The organism is Nocardia concava NBRC 100430, assembly GCF_000308815.1.
Taxonomy (GTDB): Bacteria; Actinomycetota; Actinomycetes; order Mycobacteriales; family Mycobacteriaceae; genus Nocardia; species Nocardia concava.
This window is the reverse complement of the sequence record NZ_BAFX01000020.1, coordinates 57,576-75,280: the sequence shown is the minus strand read 5'-3', so window position 1 is coordinate 75,280 and position 17,705 is coordinate 57,576. Positions and strand designations below refer to the sequence as shown.

The window sequence follows — 17,705 nt, the reverse complement described above, 5'->3', positions numbered from 1 at the left end:
TTCCGCCGGGTCAGCGCAATCGTACAGCGCTTCGAATCTCCTCAGAGTGTTGATCTGACAAGTTGTCAGACGTACCCTCAGATGTGCACTCAGTCACATTCTCCGGCAGCTTCCTGCCGGATCGCGGGAGGTGGGCGAGTATGACCGCACAATTGCCGTCCAAGGACATGGTTCTGGAAGCCTGCACGGGCTGCATCATCGAACCGCACCCCGTCCTACAAGCCGCGTACGAGCTCGCCAGTTTGCATGAGGCGCGGCCGGGTTCCGGGGCCGTCGTCCGCGAAATCGACTGTGCCCGATACAGGTTGGTGCGTGAAATCGATCGGTGGGTGGCTCGGGAGATGCCGGTGCCGCACGCTGCGGCCGCGCTGCACACCGAGAGTGTCGGGATGGTCATCGACCGACTGGCCGGGTTTTCGGTCGAGGCGCACGCGGCGCTGTCCGGGGCGGGGTCCGAATTCCTGCTGCACTTTGCGTGGCAGCGGCTTGCCGAGTTGTCGCTGGCCTACGATGACCTGGCCGAGGATCTCGCCGCCCAAACCCGTCGGATTCCCGACTTCTCCTGTCCCGCTCCAGAATCCGGACAGGGCGGCGAGGAACGATGAGCAACGCGGAACGGAGCACGAGATGACCGGGGCGTGGTTCGCGTTTCTCGCCGGTCTGGGCATCGGCGGCGCGGCGGCTTGGTTCTCGACGATCCTGACAAGCAACCGCACGCCCGCCTGGGGTCAAGGCTGGACCGTTGCCGCGATCCAGGTCCGCGTGGAACGCGAGCGCGCGGACAGCGAAATGTCCAGTAGCCGACAGACAATCGCCACGGCAGGCCTGGTTTATGGGGCTGATGGCGTACGCCCACCAGAGGCCCAATCGCCATGGCTGCGACGTCGAGAGGCTCGATCCCACCGGGCCGTTCACAGGCTGGGTGAGCGGCCCAGACCGGGACCGTTTGGGCATCGAACCGCCCTCACGACCGGCGCGGCTACAGGTCAACACAGGACATCCGCACCGTTGCGATCAGCTGCTCGTCCCCGTGACGAGGCCAGAGATGGGTAGCCTGTGCACCATGTCCGAATCCGGCGACTGGCACATCGATACGTTAAAGGTCGAGAATTTCCGCTGCTTCACAGATCTCGACCTCACATTCGATCCCACGTTGACGGTCTTGGTGGGCGCGAACGGGACCGGTAAGACCGCGATCTTGGACGCGGTCGCGATCATGCTCTCTACGATCGTCCGGGAATTCGACGGTGAGACACGTGGCTTCCTGGCCGAGGACGCGCGGGAAGTGCCTCGCGATCTCGACTCGTCGTCCGCGGTCGCGCGTATGGATGCGATCTACCCAGTCCGCGCTACCGTGGAGGCGACACTCGCCGGGAATACCTATTGGTGGCGTCGAGAACGAAAGAGCGCGAAGGGCCGTACATCGTGGGGTGAAAAGAACACCCAAGTCGGTCAGGCGATCGCGCACGTGTGGCGTGAATCAGAAATGCTGGCGGATGATCCCGAGTGGCGGCGACCTCTTCAACTTGCGGCGCCCGATCCAGAAACTCCCACCACTGCTCCCACCCGATGGCCACCGCTTCTGCCGGTGGTCGCCCTGTATGGCGTCGAACGGCTGCTCGGCGTACGCAAAGCCACTGGAACGATCGCTCGATCCCGATCAGGGGCCTACGCCTCAGCACTGGATGGGAAGTCGGATCTTTCGCGATTGTCGAGCTTCATCGAAGCGTTGACATTGGCCGATTTCGTGGCTGATGCGCGCGGAGGGGAGGCGCAGGCCGCTCGCAATCAACTGCGAGCAATTGCTTTGGCGTGCAATGCGATGCTGCGAGAAACCGGCTGGCAGGATCCGACCTGGAATCCGCTCGTCAAGGAGCTGACTCTGCGCCATCGCGACCACGGCGTCCTTCCGTTGTCGTTTCTGTCCAGCGGAATCAAGATCGCCGCCGGGTTGGTCATCGATCTGGTCAGCCGGATGGCAAGGGCGAACCCTGGTCTGGGAGCGGAGGAGCTGCTCGCCGCAGTGCCGGGAATCGTCTTGATCGATGAGGTAGACCTTCATCTGCATCCCGCCTGGCAGCAGCGGATCATTCCCTTATTGACCGAAGTATTCCCGCGGGTGCAGTTCATCGTGACCACCCATAGTCCGCAAGTGCTGTCGACGGTCGAGGCCGACAGCATCCGCGTGCTGGAGGAGGAAACCCGCGACGAAAAGACCCGGGTGCGGTCAGTTCCTTTTTCTGCCGGCCTGCGCAGCGACATCGTTCTCAATGAGGTCATGCGGACCAACGCTGAACCCGAGCTTGCCATCAATAAGGACCTGGATCGCTATCTCCTGATGGTCGATCAGGGGCTTGGCCGATCCGAGGAGGCAGTGAGCCTGCGTCGACGGCTCGATGAGGAGCTCGGTGGAATCCCAAACGTTCCGAAGCTAGCGGATGCCGATGCCAGTATCGCCTTCTTCGATTTGGATGACTGAATGCGCCGCATTTCTGCCGCGACGGCTCCGTCGAGTCACCGTGCTCTGCGTGCGGAACGAGCATTGTTTGCTGCTCTGTCGTCGGATCCAGCGATCCGACGTGCACTGTGGGAGGAGCAAGGCGGGTTCTGCGCGTACTGCGAGCGCAAGCTGCGCGCCCCGGAGCGACCCGATCACCACACCCGAATCGAGCATTTCCACCCACAGTCAGCGACCCAATGGACTGAAACCTGCGCGGCATGCAGTGGCGCCCGCAACAACCAGGATGCGCCTACCAAGTGGACGAACCTGCTGTTGTGCTGCGATGGGAACCAGCAGGCGGGCAAAGACTTCATATTCACCTGCGACAAGTCCAAAGCGGATACCCACATCTGTATGGACTTCCGCAACCCGAAGACCTGGTCCCAGCCACAACTGGTGGTGATCAGCCGTGATGGACGGGCCCGCCCGGCCCCAGGACTTCCGGCAGGCTCTGCCAGGGTGATCGATGATGTGTTGAATCTCAACGCGAATCACCTGGTCGCGGCCCGAAAGCTACTGATGTCGGCGTATCTGCGAAAAATCGCTGGCAGCAAGGCTCGACACCACGGGCTGAGTGAGGCTCGACGTGAACAGTTCGCGGCCCGTTTTCGCGAAGAGGCGACCGCAATGGAATACGGGTCGGTACTACTGACGCTCGCCGATGGACTGGTCCGGACGTCGTCTGGCTGAACTGGTTCGTCGTATCGGTGGCATTCGACAATGTCATGACAGTCCCCGACTCGGTTCCAGGGTTGATGATGGCGTTACAGGTGACTCAGCCCTCTTCGACCAATTCCCGCGGCGCGGCCTGCCGCCACGAGTCGGTGACGATGGCCTCCAGCTCCTCGAGGTCATCCAATGCGGCCAACCGCACCCGCACCCAGGCGTTCATCACCTCGTGCGGCGCGATCCAGAACTTGTCGGGCTCGGCCTGCACCAACTCGTCGCGGTCGGCGATGGGGCACCGGACGGCCATGGAGGTTTCGTTCTCCGGGAGTGTCAGGAAGAGCTTGCCCGCTACCCGAAAGGTCGGCATCTGCCACTCGAACCCCTCTTTGGTCCGCGCCAGCGAAAGCGCCACCGCCCGAACCGCATCCCCGGTCATCGTCATGGCACCAATGTTTCCAGGCGAGACCGACAAGCATCGTCAGCGGCCGAGCTCGAAGAGGGCGTTCGGGGTTACGGAGATCGTGAAAGGTTGGTCTACGACGAGGAGTTCGTCGCCGGTGACGATTCGGCCGTTGCCGTACAGACCCTTTGTGAGATCCAGGGCCTCGATGCGAAGAGCCGGGCGGAAGTCCACGATCCAATAGTGTGGGATTCCTGCTGCCGCGTACTCATCCCGCTTGATTTTGCGGTCGTGAGCTTCGCTGCTGCTTCGGAGCGAGACGACCTCCGCGATCAGGAAGAGGCAGGCGGGATCTAGGAAGACATCGTCGGCCTCGACCGCGGCGCGCTCTGCAGCGGCATCGAGGATGAAGGCATCCGGTTTGCGGACTCCCGTCGGGAATCGAAATTCGTACTCGCCACCGTCACTGAAGACATCGACTCCCGCCCGCTGCGCGGCGTCGGCGAAAAGCCGCCGTAACCCCCGACCCACCCGATTGTGCGCCCCTGACGGAAATGACTTCTTCTCGATCAGCCACCCGTTCCACAACTCGTAGCCTTTGCCCTCCTCCGGGCACTCGTGCAGATCGTCGGAGGTGTAGGGACCGTGGCCGAACGTCGGGTCGAAATCGAGCGCGGCGCTCACAGGTTCCTCCTCGAACTTGGCGTGAGCTCAGAGTAGGGCGAAGTCGATTGCTACTTGGCGGCGTTGGTGAAGGCGGGGTCGAGCTTGTCCAGAAGGTAGGGCAGGGACAAGGGGGTGGGCTGGTTGATGGCGCTGATTTCCTGGACTGTCAGGAAGACCGCCGCGTTCTTCTTGACGGAGGGGAGGTTATTGAAACCCGGTAGAGCTCGGTACTTTTCGTCCATGCCCGGGGAGTAGCCCGCCAGGAGGAGATCCGACGTGAGTTCGTCGAGACGTTCGGGGGAGAGGGAGAGGCGGCCGCCGTTGCCGCCTTGGGCTACGAGGTTTTCGGGGATGGTCATGCCGAGTTGGGTGAAGAGGCGGCTGGAGCCGTCCTTCGGGTCGGTGAGGACCATGAGTTGGGAGGGGCCCGCGAGCCAGGAGCTGGTGAAGGTTTTGCCCTTCAGGCCCGGATTGCGTTGGCCGATGCCGTCGATGCGGGCGTTCAGGTCGGTGATGAGCTTGTCGGCGGCGGGAGATTTGTGGAGGACCTGGCCGAGTGCGTGGATCTGGTCCTGCCAGGGGGTGATGGTTTCCTTGCCCAGGGCGGGGAGGGTGGGGGCGACCTTGGAGAGGTCGGCGTAGGTTTTGGCGTCGGCGATGAAGGGGTCGGCCAGGATCAGGTCGGGGTTGAGGGAGGCGACCTGTTCGGCGAGGTTGCCGGTGGTCTGGAGGGTCTTGGATGCGGAGAGGGCCTGGGGTTCCCACGGGGGCGCGCCCTTGCTGAGGACCGCGATGTTGTCGATGTAGCCGACGGGGGTGACGCCGAGGGCCTGGGCGGTGTCGAGCCACTGGTTGCCGAGGGCGACGATGCGGGTGGGGGTGCCGGTCACCGTGGTCTGGCCGTGGGCGTGGGTGATGGTCACCGGTTCGCCGCTGCCCGCCGAGGTGTCGTCGCCGGAGGAGCCGCAGGCGGTCAGGCCGACCGCGAGCACGCCCGCGAGCGCTGCGAGGGCGGCGCGCAGGCGGGTCGATCGCCCGCCGCGCGGCATCGAGAACGCCGACTTCATCGTGACTCTCCTGTCTGCCGAGGCCCGCCGAACGGTCGAGCGGTAGGTGAGCCTAGCCTAATTCGATCGTGACCCGGCGACCGTTGTCGCCGATTCGATCCCGGGAGGGGTGGCCTATCGTGCTCTCGGTCGATTAGGTTAGGGTTGCATAAGTTAGAACCCGGGGGTTTGGAACGATGGAGCGTGCGGTGCCGGAAATCATGTCCGCCGTCGAGCGTCACCGGCTGGTGGACGAATGGGCCAACGGCGTCGAACTGTACGACGTGCCGTCGGTCTCCATGCTCATCGAATGCGGCCGCCGCGTGCCGTCGCTGCGAACCGCTGTGCGCTGCGGTGACCACATCCTCACCTACGCCGAACTCTACGAACGTCTCGACGGCGGCGTCACCGGAACCGCCGGACCCACCCTCGACGATCTGGCCCGGGTGCTCTGCGATATCGCCGCCGCGGCCGAATTCGGCGCGGTGCTGGCCGAATTGGGTCCGCAGGGCACCGGCCTGAAGCCGGTCGCCGTCGCCGCGGCCGCCGACGATCGCCGCGCGGTGGCCGCCGACCAGCGGGCCTGCTCGATCGATCGCGCCTACGGCTCCCCCGATGTGCGCCTGCTGGCCACCCGCTGGGACACCACCGACGCCGCGGTCGAACTCCTCGCAGCCCTGGCCGACGGCGCGACCCTGGTGCTGGCCACCGCCGCGCAGCGCACCGAGGCCGCCGCGCTGGCCGAGCTCATCGCGCTGAGCGCCCCGACCCACGTGGTGGCCGACACCGACACGCTGGCGGGCCTGGCCTTCCTGCCCTCCCCCGCGCTGCCCACCGTGCGTCGCTGGGATGTCTTCGGAAACGACTGCCCGGCAGCGCTTTCCGAGCTGCTGCGGGAACTGGCCCCGGGTTCCTGCGCCGGATTCGCCTACACCACACCGGAATACGCCGGGGTGGCGGCGCGCGGCCCGCTGGACGGCTCCGGCCGGGTGCGCCCGATCCCGGGCGCGCGGCTGCTGGTGCTGGACGAGTCGCTGCGGCTGGTGCCGCCGGGGCGGTCCGGGCGGGTGTATGTGGGCGGTTCGGCGCTGGCGCTCGAGCTGGACGGTTCCGCCGAGAACTTCGTCGACGACCCGTTCGTGCCGGGCGGTCGGCTGGTGCGCACCGAGGTGCACGGCGGCTGGACGGCCGAGGGCTGGCTGGTGCTCGACATGATCGAATCCACTGCCCCCGCAGCACCTTCCAATTCGACCGACCGGTCCGAAGCAATGGATTTCAGTGCGGGGGACGGCTACGCCGCGGCCTGATTCGGTCCCGAAGCTTCGATTTGCAACATTCGCACCGAACTTTGTGAGCGGCAACCTCCGAACAATTCCGATCCGCACTATTTGTGAGATCCACGGCGATATCGTGGTATCACCCAATTGGCCGCCGAGCGCGATGACGCCTCGGGGTGTCCGCGGGCCTCGGTCGCACCGGGCCGGGCACCAGCCGGCGCGACGATCACCAGGCGTTCAACTCGGAGCGTGCTGACGACACCGCTCGACCTTCTCGAGAGCCCCCAGACCCGGGCACGGGTGAGCCGAGTGGCTGCCGTGCGGCACCAGCGCTTTCGATCTTCTCCGGATTCGGCCCCAGGGTCGACGTCCCCGTATCCGGGCGTCGACGGTTGTGTCCCGTAAAGGAGGGGCGTCATGAGCGCGCGTATTCCACTGCCCGTTCCGGCAACTGCCGCAGTCGAATTCCCATCGGCCGAGCGCAAGCGGCTGCGCATCGCCATGGTGGTGCCACCGTATTTCGATATCCCGCCGAAGGCCTACGGCGGGGTCGAGGCGGTGGTGGCGGATCTGGTGGACGCGCTGGTGGAGCGCGGCCATCGGGTGACGCTGCTCGGCGCGGGGATCAACGGCACCAAGGGTGAGTTCGAATCACTGTGGGATCGTGCGCAATCCGAACGACTGGGCGATCCCTTCCCGGAGGTGGTGCACGCGCTGAAGGTGCGCCGGGCGCTGGAGCGGCTGGCGGCCACCGAGGGCCTGGATCTGGTCCACGATCACACCTTCGCGGGTCCGCTCAATATGCCGGTCTCCCGCGAGCTGGGTCTGCCGACCGTGGTGACCGTGCACGGCCCGGTGGACGGCGACCCTTACATCTACTACCGCGAGCTCGGCGACGACGCGCATCTGGTGGCGATCAGCGACCGCCAGCGCTCACTGGCCCCCGACCTGAACTGGGTGGGCCGCGTGCACAACGCCCTGCGCGTGGAGGATTGGCCCTTCCAGACCGAGAAGCACGACTACGCTCTGTTCCTGGGCCGGTTCACCGCGGACAAGGCGCCGCACCTGGCGCTGGAGGCCGCGCATACGGCGGGGCTACCGCTGATCCTGGCGGGCAAGTGCGCCGAACCGCCCGAGGTGCGCTATTTCGAGAGTGCGGTGCGGCCGTTGCTCACCGAGCACGATCACATGTTCGGCATGGCCGATGCGACGGCCAAGCGTGAATTGCTTTCGCGGGCAAGGTGTCTGGTGTTCCCGGTGCAGTGGGAGGAACCGTTCGGCATGGTCATGATCGAGGCGATGGTGTGCGGGACGCCGGTGGTGGCGTTGCGCGGCGGCGCCGTGGCCGAGGTGATCGTGGACGGTGTCACCGGTCGCGTCTGCGACGATCCGGCCGAGCTGCCCGCGGCCATCAAGGAAGTCCAGGACTACGATCCCCACGCCATGCGCGCCCATGTGGCCGCGCATTTCGGCGCGGACACCCTGGGCGGCGGCTACGAGGAGATCTATCGCCGCGTGGTCCGCGAGCACCGGCCGCGCCGGACCGGGCGGATCACCATCCACACCTGGGGTTCGGCGCCCACGCACCAGACCGCGGCGGCACCCGTCCGCGCGGCGGGTACCGGGCCGGGCCGGGCGACGGCGTCCACGGTGACGGCCCGCGGCACCTCGCATACCGGGCATCCAGACGCCTTGACCGGCGGCGAGCTGACGCCGGGCCGTAAACCTGTGTCCGACAGTGCTTCCACTCCGAAGGCGACGTCGCGACGGCGGCGCGTGCCCCGGCGAAAGGGTCTACATGAACAATGACGCTCCGAGCGCGCTCAATACCGGCGAGCCCAGTGTGGGCGGCGGCTACGGCGGCGCGATCACCCTGGTGGAGGGCAGCACCTTCTGCCTGTCGGACCATCGGGGCGATGTCGAACCGGGGACGCCGTACGGCTTGTTCTTCCGGGACGCGCGGGTGCTGTCGCGCTGGGAGTTGCGACTGGACGGGCAGCGGCCGGAGCCGCTGTCGGTATTGAGTCCGGAGGCGTTCACCGCCCGCTTCATACTGCGCCGGCCTCCCCGGGCCGGCGCAGCGGACAGTACGGTTCTGATAGTGCGGGAACGGCTGGTGGCCGACGGGCTGCGGGAGACCATCACCGTGGAGAACCTGGGCCGCGAGACCACCGCCGTGGATCTGCAATTGCAGGTGGACGCGGATTTTCTGGATCTGTTCGCGGTCAAGGAGGGGCGCACCGGTTCGACGCGCGCCGAGGTGACCGTGGCGGATGTGGAACTGCTGCTCAACGATCGCTCCGATCGCTCCCGGGGGCTGGCGGTGTCATCGTCGGAAACGCCGCTGGTGCTGCCGGGTTCGCTGTCCTGGCGGGCGGTGGTGCCCGCCGGGGGCAAGTGGCAGACCGAGATCGTGGCCCAGCCGACCATGGGCAATCAGCCGATCCACTCGCCGCTGCGGCCGGGCGAGCACTACGAGTCGAGTGCGCCCAGCCGCAAGCTCGCGGCCTGGCGCGATACCGCCACCAAGATCACCTCGGCGGATCCGCAGCTGGCCTGCGTGCTGGAGCGCACCGAAAGTGATCTGGGCGCCTTGCGAATTCACGACGACGCGCGCGGCGGCCGCCCGTTCGTGGCGGCGGGCGCGCCCTGGTTCATGACCCTGTTCGGCCGCGACTCACTGCTCACGGCGTGGATGGCGCTGCCGCTGGACGTCGGGCTGGCGGTGGGCACCATGCAGCAGCTGGCCGAGATGCAGGGCCAGCGCGAGGATCCCATGACCGAGGAGGAGCCGGGCCGCATCATGCACGAGATGCGGCGCGGCCCCGCCAGCGGGCAGGTGCTGGGCGGCGAGACCTATTACGGGACCATCGATGCCACACCGCTTTTCGTCATGCTGCTGGCGCAGGCGCGGCGCTGGGGCGCGGACCCGGAGGCGGTGCAGGCGCTGCTGCCCGCCGCCGATGCCGCGCTGGCCTGGATCGCCGACTACGGGGACCGCGACGGCGACGGGTTCGTGGAGTATCGGCGCGCCACCGATCGCGGCCTGATCAATCAGGGCTGGAAGGACAGTTTCGACGGCATCAACGATGCGGCCGGGCACCTGCCGGAACCGCCGATCGCGCTGTGCGAGGTACAGGGCTACGTGTACGCGGCGCTGCAGGCGCGGGCGGATCTGGCCGAGGAGTTCGGCGACACCACCACCGCCGGGCACCTGCGCGATCGAGCGGCGGAATTGCGCACCAAGTTCGCCGAGGCGTTCTGGCTGCCCGAAAAGGGTTGGTTCGCCGTGGCTCTGGACGGCAACAAGCGCCGGCTGGACGCGCTGACCAGCAATATCGGGCACTGCCTGTGGTCCGGAATCGTCACCGACGAGCACGCCGCCCAGGCCATCGGCAAGCTGGCCTCGTCGGAGATGAACAGCGGATTCGGTTTGCGCACACTGGCTTCCAGCATGGGCGCGTACAACCCGATGAGCTACCACAACGGTTCGGTCTGGCCACACGACACCGCGATCGCCGTCGCGGGCCTGATGCGCTACCGCCACATCCCCGGAGCCCTCGACCTGGCTACGCGTTTGGCCGACGGCCTGCTCGACGCGGCGGGCGCGTTCGGGGGCCGCCTGCCCGAATTGTTCTGCGGCTTCCCGCGTTCCAAGTTCTCCGCCCCCGTCCCCTACCCCACCTCCTGCTCCCCGCAGGCGTGGGCCAGCGCGGCCCCGCTGCTGCTGGTCCGCTCCTTCCTCGGCCTGGACCCCGACGTCCCGCACCGCACCCTGACCGTCCTCCCCCACCTCCCGAACCGCTGGGGCCGAGTCGAACTGACCGACCTGCGCCTCGGTGGCACGGTCATCGATCTGGCGGTGGAGGGCGATCAGGTGACCGCGAGCAATCTCCCCGACGGCTGGCAGTTGGTCACCCATTGATCCCTAGCTCTGGGCGGCCGCGCGGATGCCCCTGACTGCGAATGCGCCGAAAATCGCTGCGAGAGCGGCGGACCAGGCGAGGGTTTGCAGGATCGGGGTGGCGAGGGGGCCGCCGAGGGTGAGGTTGCGCATGGCCTCGATGGCGCAGCTCATGGGCTGGGCTCGGACCACCGGCTGGAGCCAGGACGGGTAGTTGTCCACGGGGACGAAGCCGGAGTTGAAGAACATGCCGAGCAGGGTGACGGCGGCGAAGAGTTGGACCACCTTGTCGCCCATGCGGCTGACGCCGACGGTGATGACCATGGTGGCGAAGCCCGGGATGATCAGGACCGGGATGAGGACGGAGGCGATCGCGGCCCAGACGCCCTGGTGGAAGCGCAGGCCCAGGGCGACACCCAGCAGCACGATCACCAGTGTTCCGGCCAGGGTGCGGCCGCATTCCGCGAGCAGGCGGCCGAGCAGGCCGGACGAGCGGTGGATGGGCAGCACCCAGAAGCGGCGCAGCAGGCCGGATTCGCGTTCGGCGTGCAGGGACAGGCCGGTGCCCATGGCCCCGTACATGGCTCCGGTGATGGCGATCATGGGGACGAAGCCGTAGATGGCGTCCGCGCCGGAGGTGTTGGTGAGGACCTTGTCCAGCACGAGGGTGTACATGAGCAGCAGCAGGACGGGAAGGATGAGCGTGGAGGTGAGCACCTCCTGCTCGCGCGGCCAGCGGCGCATGAGGCGACCGGCCTCGACCAGGGTCTGGTCCAGCAGGGTTTTCACGGACGCCGCCTTTCGACGAGTACCGACAGCGCGGTGAACAGCACGATCAGCCCGGCGCACCAGGCCACGGAAACGATGACGGCCGTGGGGAATTCGCCGTCGGCGAGGCCGCGCAGGGCGGCGGCGACCTGGGAGACGGGCTGATTGCGGACAAAGGGCTGAATCCAGCCCGGGAAGGCCACCGCCGGAACGAAACCGGTGGAGAGCATGATCAGCAGCAGTTGTGGAGCCAGCAGCGCGGACGCGCCGATCTCGGGCTTGCCGGTGGCCACACCCAAGGTGTCCGCGCCGATGACGATCGCGGCGGCGAAAGCCAGTGCGAGCAGTAAGAATCCGAGCGCACCCGCAACATCGTGGAAGCGGAATCCGAAGATATAGCCGATCACCAGCGCACCCGCGATGGCGGCCAGGGCGCGGACCAGGTTCGCCGACATGCGGGCGGCCATGGGCAGCCAGGCGCGCACCGGCATGGACCGCAGCCGGGTTCCCATGCCGCTGAAGGTGTCTCGCGCCGCGCGGTCACCGGCCGACATGGCGGTGAAGAACATGCCCTGCACCACGATCACCGGCAGCAGGTACTGGGCGTAGTCGAGACCGCTCGCCTCCATCGACTTGCGCAGCGGCACATAGAAACACAGGAAGAAGATCATCGGCGCGGCGAACCCGAAGGGGATATCACCCTCCCGCAGCGCGGCGCGAATGGTTCTGCCGCTCAGGGCCTTCCATTGAAGCCCGGCGGGCACACGGAATTGCGTTCCTACGGTGTCGACGCTCATGCGTTGACCTCTTGCGGACGGGTCAGCTCGATGAAGACCTCGTCCAGCGACGGGCGGCGCAGGGCGATGTCGATGAGGTCGATGTTCGCGTCGTTGATCCGGCGGAGCACTTCGCCCAGGGTGGCGGCGCCGTCCGGGGCTGGAAGGGCTACGCGGTCGGCGGATTCGGCGACCGTGATCTCGCCCAGACCATGGAGCGCGGTGACGACGGCGGGAATGTCGGCCGCCTCGACCGGGACCACCTCGCAGTAGCTGGAACCGGAGCGCGCCTTGAGCTGGTCGGCGGTGCCCTCCGCGATCACGGTGCCCTTGTCGACGACGATGATGTTGTCGCTCAGGGCATCGGCTTCCTCGAGGTACTGGGTGGTGAGCAGGATGGTGACGCCCTGCTGTTTGAGGTCGCGCACCAGCGACCACAGGCTCTGGCGGCTGACCGGGTCGAGACCGGTGGTGGGTTCGTCCAGGAACACCACCTTGGGCAATCGGACCAGGCCGCAGGCGATATCGATGCGGCGGCGCATGCCACCCGAGTACTGGCCCACCCGCCGGTCGGCGGCACCGGTGAGGTCGAAGCGCTCCAGCAGTTCGTCGGCGCGCTGCCGGGCCGGCTTGGGGCGCAGACCCATGAGGCGGGCGAACAGCACCAGGTTCTCCCGGCCGGTGAGCACCTCGTCGAGTGCCGCGTACTGACCGGTCAGCATGATCGAGGCGCGCACCGCGTCGGGTTCGCGGACCACATCGTGCCCGGCCACCAGGGCGCGACCGGAATCCGGGCGGACCAGGGTGGACAGCACCGAGACGGTGGTCGTCTTGCCCGCACCATTGGGGCCGAGTACGCCCAGCACGCTGCCCGCCGGGGCGGTGAAGCTGATGCCGCGCAGGGCGTGTACCTCGCCGAAGGATTTCTCGACGGACTCGACGACAATGGCCGCGTCCGTGGTGGATTGCGACACCGGGTTCTCCATCCTCATGTTCATCGGTTGCTGGTCCGGCGCTATGCGGGGCTGAGTGCGGCGTTGGCGGCGGTGAGTGCGGCCACGGCGCGCTGCCAGATCTCGTCGAAGCGCTGGATGTCGGGCTCGTCGAAAATGGCTGCGCTCCAGCGGAACAGGGTCACCAGCTGTGGTCCTTGTTCGCCGGGGTAGATCGCCGCGATGAGATCCAGGGCGTAGCGCAGCGGCATATCCGGTTCGGGTGCGATCGGCAGCCGCTGATGCAGGGTCAGGTCCGTGACGGGTGCGAAGGGCATTTCCGTGCCGGTTCCGGCCGTCAGGTCCATGCGGCCCAGGAAGTCGAACAGCACCTGCGGTTCGGCCTCCGCCGTCAGTTCCGGAGCGGTGCCGCCGTAACGCAGCGTGTCGTAGTCGAGTCCCTTGTTGGGCACCATGTGCGCCTGGGCCGCAACGGTTTCCAGCAGCACGGTCGCGGCGGCCGGATCGGCCTCGGCCCGCGAGACGTCGATGCCGGACCCGGCGGCCAGGCGCAGCGGGTAGACGCTGGTGAACCAGCCGACGGTGCGGGAGGTGTCGGCCTCGGACGCCACCCGGGCGTCCTCGCGGCCGTGGCCCTCCAGCGCCACGAGCGCACCCGCGGAAGTGTCCTGACCACGCTCGGCGCGCCAGGTGTTCAGTGTCAGAACCAGTGCGGCGAGCAGGAATTCGTGCAGTCCGGCGGCACGATCACCTTGGGCGGTGGCCGCGAGAATGCCGCGGGTGGCCGCCGCGTCGGTGAACGACGGCGTGATCCGGTACGAGTCCCAGGTGTCGCTGCGTGGGTCGGGGCGGCGGTGGCCGAGCGGGGCGTCGCCGCCCGCCAGCTGGGTGGCCCAGAACTCGCGCTGGGACTGCACATCGCGTCCGTCGGCACGGGCGGCCAGCAACTGACCCCAGCGACGATACGACGTGGATTCCGTTGCGACGCCGGGTGTCTCGCCTGCCTCGACTTGCTGCCAGGCGTCGGCGAGGTCACCGAGGATGATGTGCCAGGAGACGGGATCGACCGCGAGGTGGTGGACCGTCAGTAGCAGGACATCACCCGACGGGCGCATGAACCGCACGGCTTGCAGCATGATTCCGGCATCCGGGTCGATGCGGTCGATGGCCTCGCGTGATCGAATCTCCAGTGCCGCACCGAGATCGCCGTCGACGACCACCTCGGTCAGCAGGTCGGCTGCGCGAATCGCACCTGGCTCCCGGGTGACCAGCTGCGGCTCCTCTTCGGTGTGCGACAGCTGGGCACGCAGCATGTCGTGGCCGTCGAGCAGGGCTTGCAGCGTGGCTTCCAGTCGCGTGGTGTCGATTCCTGCGGGGAGCGTCACGAGAGTGGACAGCGTGAGTCGCCGGTAACCGCCGAACTCGTACATCCACCGCATGATCGGGGTGGCGGGCACCGGGCCGTACCCGGCTCCCGATTCCACCGGCATCGAGTCCCGTTGTGCCGCCTTCACATCCACGGCCGCCGCGAGATCACGCACGGTGGGAGTGGCCAGCACCATGGCCGGGGTGATCGGAATCCCCGCCCGGCGGGCCTTGTCGACCAGGGAGATGGCGACAATGCTGTCGATACCCATGGCCAGGAAGTCGTCGTCGATGCCGATGACCCGATCACCCAGCACCGTGGCGAACGCCGCGCACAGCGCGCGCTCGGTGGCGGTCCGCGGCGCGGTGCCCGAACCCGATTCGCTGAGCAGGCTCGCGCCGGCGGCAGTCAGCGCGCGCACGTCGAGTTTGCCATTGGGCGTGACCGGCATCGCGGGCAGTGTGGCGATGCGGACGGGCACCATGTAGGCCGGCAGATGCTCGGAAAGCCGTGCACGCAAGGCGATTCCGCTGGCGTCGTCCTCGGCCACCGCGAATCCGATCAAGGTCGGTCCGCTGGGCCGGGTGACCACCACGACGGCGGCTTCGCGGACGCCCGGCAGCCGCAACAGCGCCGATTCGATATCGCCGATCTCGATCCGGTAGCCGCGGATCTTCACCTGATCGTCGGCCCGGCCCAGATAGGCGATCTCACCGGAGGGCAACTGCCGCACCAGATCTCCGGTGCGGTACATGCGCACGCCGGTCCGGTACGGGTCGGCGACGAAGCGGTCAGCGGTCTGAGCGGCACGACCCACATAGCCGCGCGTCAGCTGCGCACCCGACAGGTACAGCTCGCCCACGACGCCACGCGGCACCGGCCGCAGCGCGGAGTCGAGCACGTAGCCGCTCATCCGATCGACCGGGCGGCCGATGACCGGAGCGGAACCGGCCTGCGAAAGATCCTCGAGCCCACCGGTGTTCACGGTCGCGACGACTGCCTCGACCGTAGTCTCGGTCGGCCCGTAGCAGTTGTAGACGGCCGTATCGGGCAGCGACCGCAACCGCTCCCACAATGCCGGGCCGATCGCCTCGCCGCCGAGCGCGAGCACGGTGAGGTGATCACCGTCCACCAGTCCAGCCGCCGAGAGCTGCCCGAACATCGACGGCGAGGTATCGATCATGTCCACCCGGTGCCGGATGACGCCCTCGACGAGCCCCTGCGCGTCGCGCATCTCGGTCTCGTCGAACAGGTGCACGGCGTGCCCGTCGAACAGGCCGATCATCGGCTGCCAGGACGCGTCGAAACTCAGCGACCAGGCGTGCGCGATCCGCAGTGCCCGCCCCAGCCTGGCCCGCGCCGGGCGGTAGACGCGATCGCGGTGATCGACGAAGTAGCTGGCCAGCGCCGCACGAGTGCCCATGACGCCCTTGGGTTCACCGGTAGAGCCCGAGGTGAAGATCAGATACGCGAGGTTGTCCGGATGCACCGCCCGCGGCCGCCCAACCGCCCGCGCCGCAATCCGCTGGGCCGTCGCGCCGTCATCCAGTACCAGCTCGTCGAGTGGCACACCAGTGAGGGGATTTGTCCGGATATCCCGCGCTGTTGTGCCACTCGGCGAAGCGGGGTGGATGAGGGGGTGGGTGGCGGTGGTGGTGAGGAGGAGGTCGGGGTGGGCTTGGCGGAGGATTGACGCGATGCGGGCGGGCGGGGCCGCGATGTCGAGGGGGACGTAGGCCGCGCCGGCGTACAGGGTCGCGAGGATGGCGATGAGCGAATCGGCGGAGCGTGGGAGTGCCAGGGCCACAATGGATTCCGGACCGATACCGTGGGCGGCCAGCTCGGCGGCCAGGCGAGCGGCCGCCTCGTGCAGCTCACGGTAGGTGTAGCGCCCGGTCGCGGTGCTCAAAGACGTTGCGTCAGGCGTTGTTTCGACATGGTGCAGGAACAGGTCCATCACGTCGGCCCGCAGCTCCGCGGCACCGAGGCTGCGCTCGTCGGCGGAAGTCTCCTCTGGCGAATCCTGGTCCGGAGACCCGGCGGTGAGTTCGGCACGCTCAGCGGGCAGCAGGACGTCCGGCGCGTCAGGAGACGAATCGGCGTGGTCGGGGAGCTGACGCAGCACCGACAGGATGCGCGCGCCGATATCCGCGACCGGCAGGTGCGGCAGTGCCTCGGCAATGGCTTCCAGCGCCACCACCAGGCGGTTGTCCTCGAGGTGCGATACCACCGAAAGCGGGTAGTGCACCAGGCTTTCCATGGCGACGGGCAGGAAGCGGGTGCCGTTACTGGTCACCATTGGATCGGTGGCCGCACCGATGGGGGCGTTCTCGAAGACGAACAGGACATCGAAGAGCGGGCCGTGGCCAGCGGTGCGCTGGATGGACGACAGGCTCACATGGCCGACGTCGCGCATGGCGGCCTGTTCGCGCTGCAGGGTGCGGCACTGGTCGCGGACGGTCGCGGTGCGGTCCAGGATCACCCGGGCGGGCACGGTATTGATGAACAGCCCGATCATGGTCTCCACGCCGGGGAGCGAATCGGGGCGTCCGGAGATGGTGGTGCCGTACACCAGGTCGCGGCGGTCGGTGAGCCGGGAAAGCACGACGGCCCAGGCGAATTGGATGGCGGTGCCCAGGGTCAGGCCGTTGGTGCGGGCCCACCGGGTGAGCCGCCGGGTCTCCTCCGGGTCCAGGTAGTGGCGGGTGCGCCGCGGAATGACCGTGCCGACCGCGGCCGCGGTGGCATCGGCGAGCATGAGCGGGCCCGACAGCGGGCTCAGATAGTCGGCCCAGGCTCGTTCCGCGGCGGCGGTGTCCTGGGCGGCGAGCCAGCCGATGTAATCGCGGTACGGACGCGGGGCGGGCAGCGAATCCGCCACTCCCCCGGAGTCGTACACGGCGATGAGTTCGCGGAAGAACACCGCGACGGCCCAGCCGTCCATGAGGATGTGGTGCGCGTTGAGGATCATGCGCCGCCGCTCACCGGGCAGGTTCACCAGGGTGACCCGCAGCGCGGGCCCCTTGCTCAAATCGAAGGCGAGCTCCCGATCGGCCGCCGCGATGGCATCGAATTCCTCAGCACCGGCATCGATCTCGCGCCACGGCAGATCCACCCAGGTGGGCACGATCTGCACCGGCTTGGGCAGATCCTGATCCCAGAACGCCGCCCGCAGATTCGGATGCCGCTCCAGCAGCACCTCCACACTGCGCCGCAGCACCGCCACATCCACCGGTCCGCCGATATCGATGACGAACTGCATCGTGTACAGGTCGACCCCGCCCGCCGCCAGCCGGGCCAGCGAGAACAGCCCCTCCTGCAGCGGACTCAGCGCCAGCACATCCTCGATCTCGGCGGGCTTCGACCGATCCACGACCATC

At 67.6% G+C, this 17,705-nt stretch carries 12 protein-coding genes and 1 pseudogene; 6 read left to right on the top strand and 7 right to left on the bottom strand.

Annotated elements, in window-relative coordinates; all coding sequences use genetic code 11:
- Nucleotides 1-140: 140 nt before the first annotated feature.
- The 3 genes from ON43_RS05575 (at nucleotide 141) to ON43_RS44630 (ending at nucleotide 3,190) form a co-directional block, all read left to right on the top strand.
- Entirely contained in the window at nucleotides 141-605 is a 465-nt protein-coding gene (locus ON43_RS05575) for a DUF4254 domain-containing protein (protein ID WP_051177947.1), read from the top strand.
- Between the two features lie 458 nt (nucleotides 606-1,063).
- Nucleotides 1,064-2,479 (top strand): AAA family ATPase, encoded by a 1,416-nt coding sequence (locus tag ON43_RS05570; protein ID WP_167333413.1) that lies wholly within the window; start codon nucleotides 1,064-1,066, stop codon nucleotides 2,477-2,479.
- Nucleotides 2,480-3,190 (top strand): HNH endonuclease family protein, encoded by a 711-nt coding sequence (locus ON43_RS44630; RefSeq protein ID WP_157513913.1) that lies wholly within the window; start codon nucleotides 2,480-2,482, stop codon nucleotides 3,188-3,190. It abuts the gene before it with no gap.
- Between the two features lie 85 nt (nucleotides 3,191-3,275).
- On the opposite strand, the gene ON43_RS05565 is transcribed toward ON43_RS44630, so the two are convergent.
- From ON43_RS05565 to ON43_RS05555, 3 genes are read right to left on the bottom strand one after another with little or no spacing between them, the layout of a single operon-like run.
- Nucleotides 3,276-3,611, bottom strand: coding sequence for an MmcQ/YjbR family DNA-binding protein (locus tag ON43_RS05565; protein ID WP_040804262.1), 336 nt, complete (start codon nucleotides 3,609-3,611; stop codon nucleotides 3,276-3,278).
- 36 nt (nucleotides 3,612-3,647) lie between these two features.
- Complete coding sequence (locus ON43_RS05560; RefSeq protein ID WP_051177945.1) at nucleotides 3,648-4,253, bottom strand: Uma2 family endonuclease; 606 nt, start codon at nucleotides 4,251-4,253, stop codon at nucleotides 3,648-3,650.
- 50 nt (nucleotides 4,254-4,303) lie between these two features.
- The gene (locus tag ON43_RS05555) at nucleotides 4,304-5,302 is read right to left on the bottom strand and encodes an ABC transporter substrate-binding protein (protein WP_051177943.1); all 999 of its coding nucleotides are present in this window, start codon (nucleotides 5,300-5,302) and stop codon (nucleotides 4,304-4,306) included.
- 176 nt (nucleotides 5,303-5,478) lie between these two features.
- Between ON43_RS05555 and ON43_RS05550 the strand changes: the two genes are divergently transcribed.
- The 3 genes and pseudogenes from ON43_RS05550 to ON43_RS05540 all read left to right on the top strand — a co-directional run bounded on the left by ON43_RS05550 (nucleotide 5,479) and on the right by ON43_RS05540 (nucleotide 10,483).
- Complete coding sequence (locus tag ON43_RS05550) at nucleotides 5,479-6,588, top strand: AMP-binding protein (protein WP_040804260.1); 1,110 nt, start codon at nucleotides 5,479-5,481, stop codon at nucleotides 6,586-6,588.
- 471 nt (nucleotides 6,589-7,059) lie between these two features.
- A pseudogene (locus ON43_RS05545) lies at nucleotides 7,060-8,112 on the top strand (glycosyltransferase family 4 protein); the annotation flags it as partial.
- Nucleotides 8,113-8,356: 244 nt separating this feature from the next.
- The gene (locus tag ON43_RS05540; protein ID WP_040804256.1) at nucleotides 8,357-10,483 is read left to right on the top strand and encodes an amylo-alpha-1,6-glucosidase; all 2,127 of its coding nucleotides are present in this window, start codon (nucleotides 8,357-8,359) and stop codon (nucleotides 10,481-10,483) included.
- Between the two features lie 3 nt (nucleotides 10,484-10,486).
- Here ON43_RS05540 and ON43_RS05535 read toward each other — a convergent pair whose 3' ends face one another.
- From ON43_RS05535 to ON43_RS05520, 4 genes are read right to left on the bottom strand one after another with little or no spacing between them, the layout of a single operon-like run.
- Nucleotides 10,487-11,251, bottom strand: coding sequence for an ABC transporter permease (locus ON43_RS05535; protein ID WP_040804254.1), 765 nt, complete (start codon nucleotides 11,249-11,251; stop codon nucleotides 10,487-10,489).
- Nucleotides 11,248-12,027, bottom strand: a complete 780-nt coding sequence (locus ON43_RS05530; RefSeq protein WP_040804251.1) for an ABC transporter permease — start codon at nucleotides 12,025-12,027, stop codon at nucleotides 11,248-11,250. Before ON43_RS05530 ends, ON43_RS05535 begins: the two co-directional genes overlap by 4 nt.
- Complete coding sequence (locus ON43_RS05525) at nucleotides 12,024-12,998, bottom strand: ATP-binding cassette domain-containing protein (RefSeq protein ID WP_373283397.1); 975 nt, start codon at nucleotides 12,996-12,998, stop codon at nucleotides 12,024-12,026. The genes ON43_RS05530 and ON43_RS05525 overlap by 4 nt, the downstream gene beginning before the upstream one ends.
- 23 nt (nucleotides 12,999-13,021) lie before the next feature.
- Nucleotides 13,022-17,704 (bottom strand): non-ribosomal peptide synthetase, encoded by a 4,683-nt coding sequence (locus tag ON43_RS05520; protein WP_040804247.1) that lies wholly within the window; start codon nucleotides 17,702-17,704, stop codon nucleotides 13,022-13,024.
- Nucleotide 17,705: the final 1 nt, after the last annotated feature.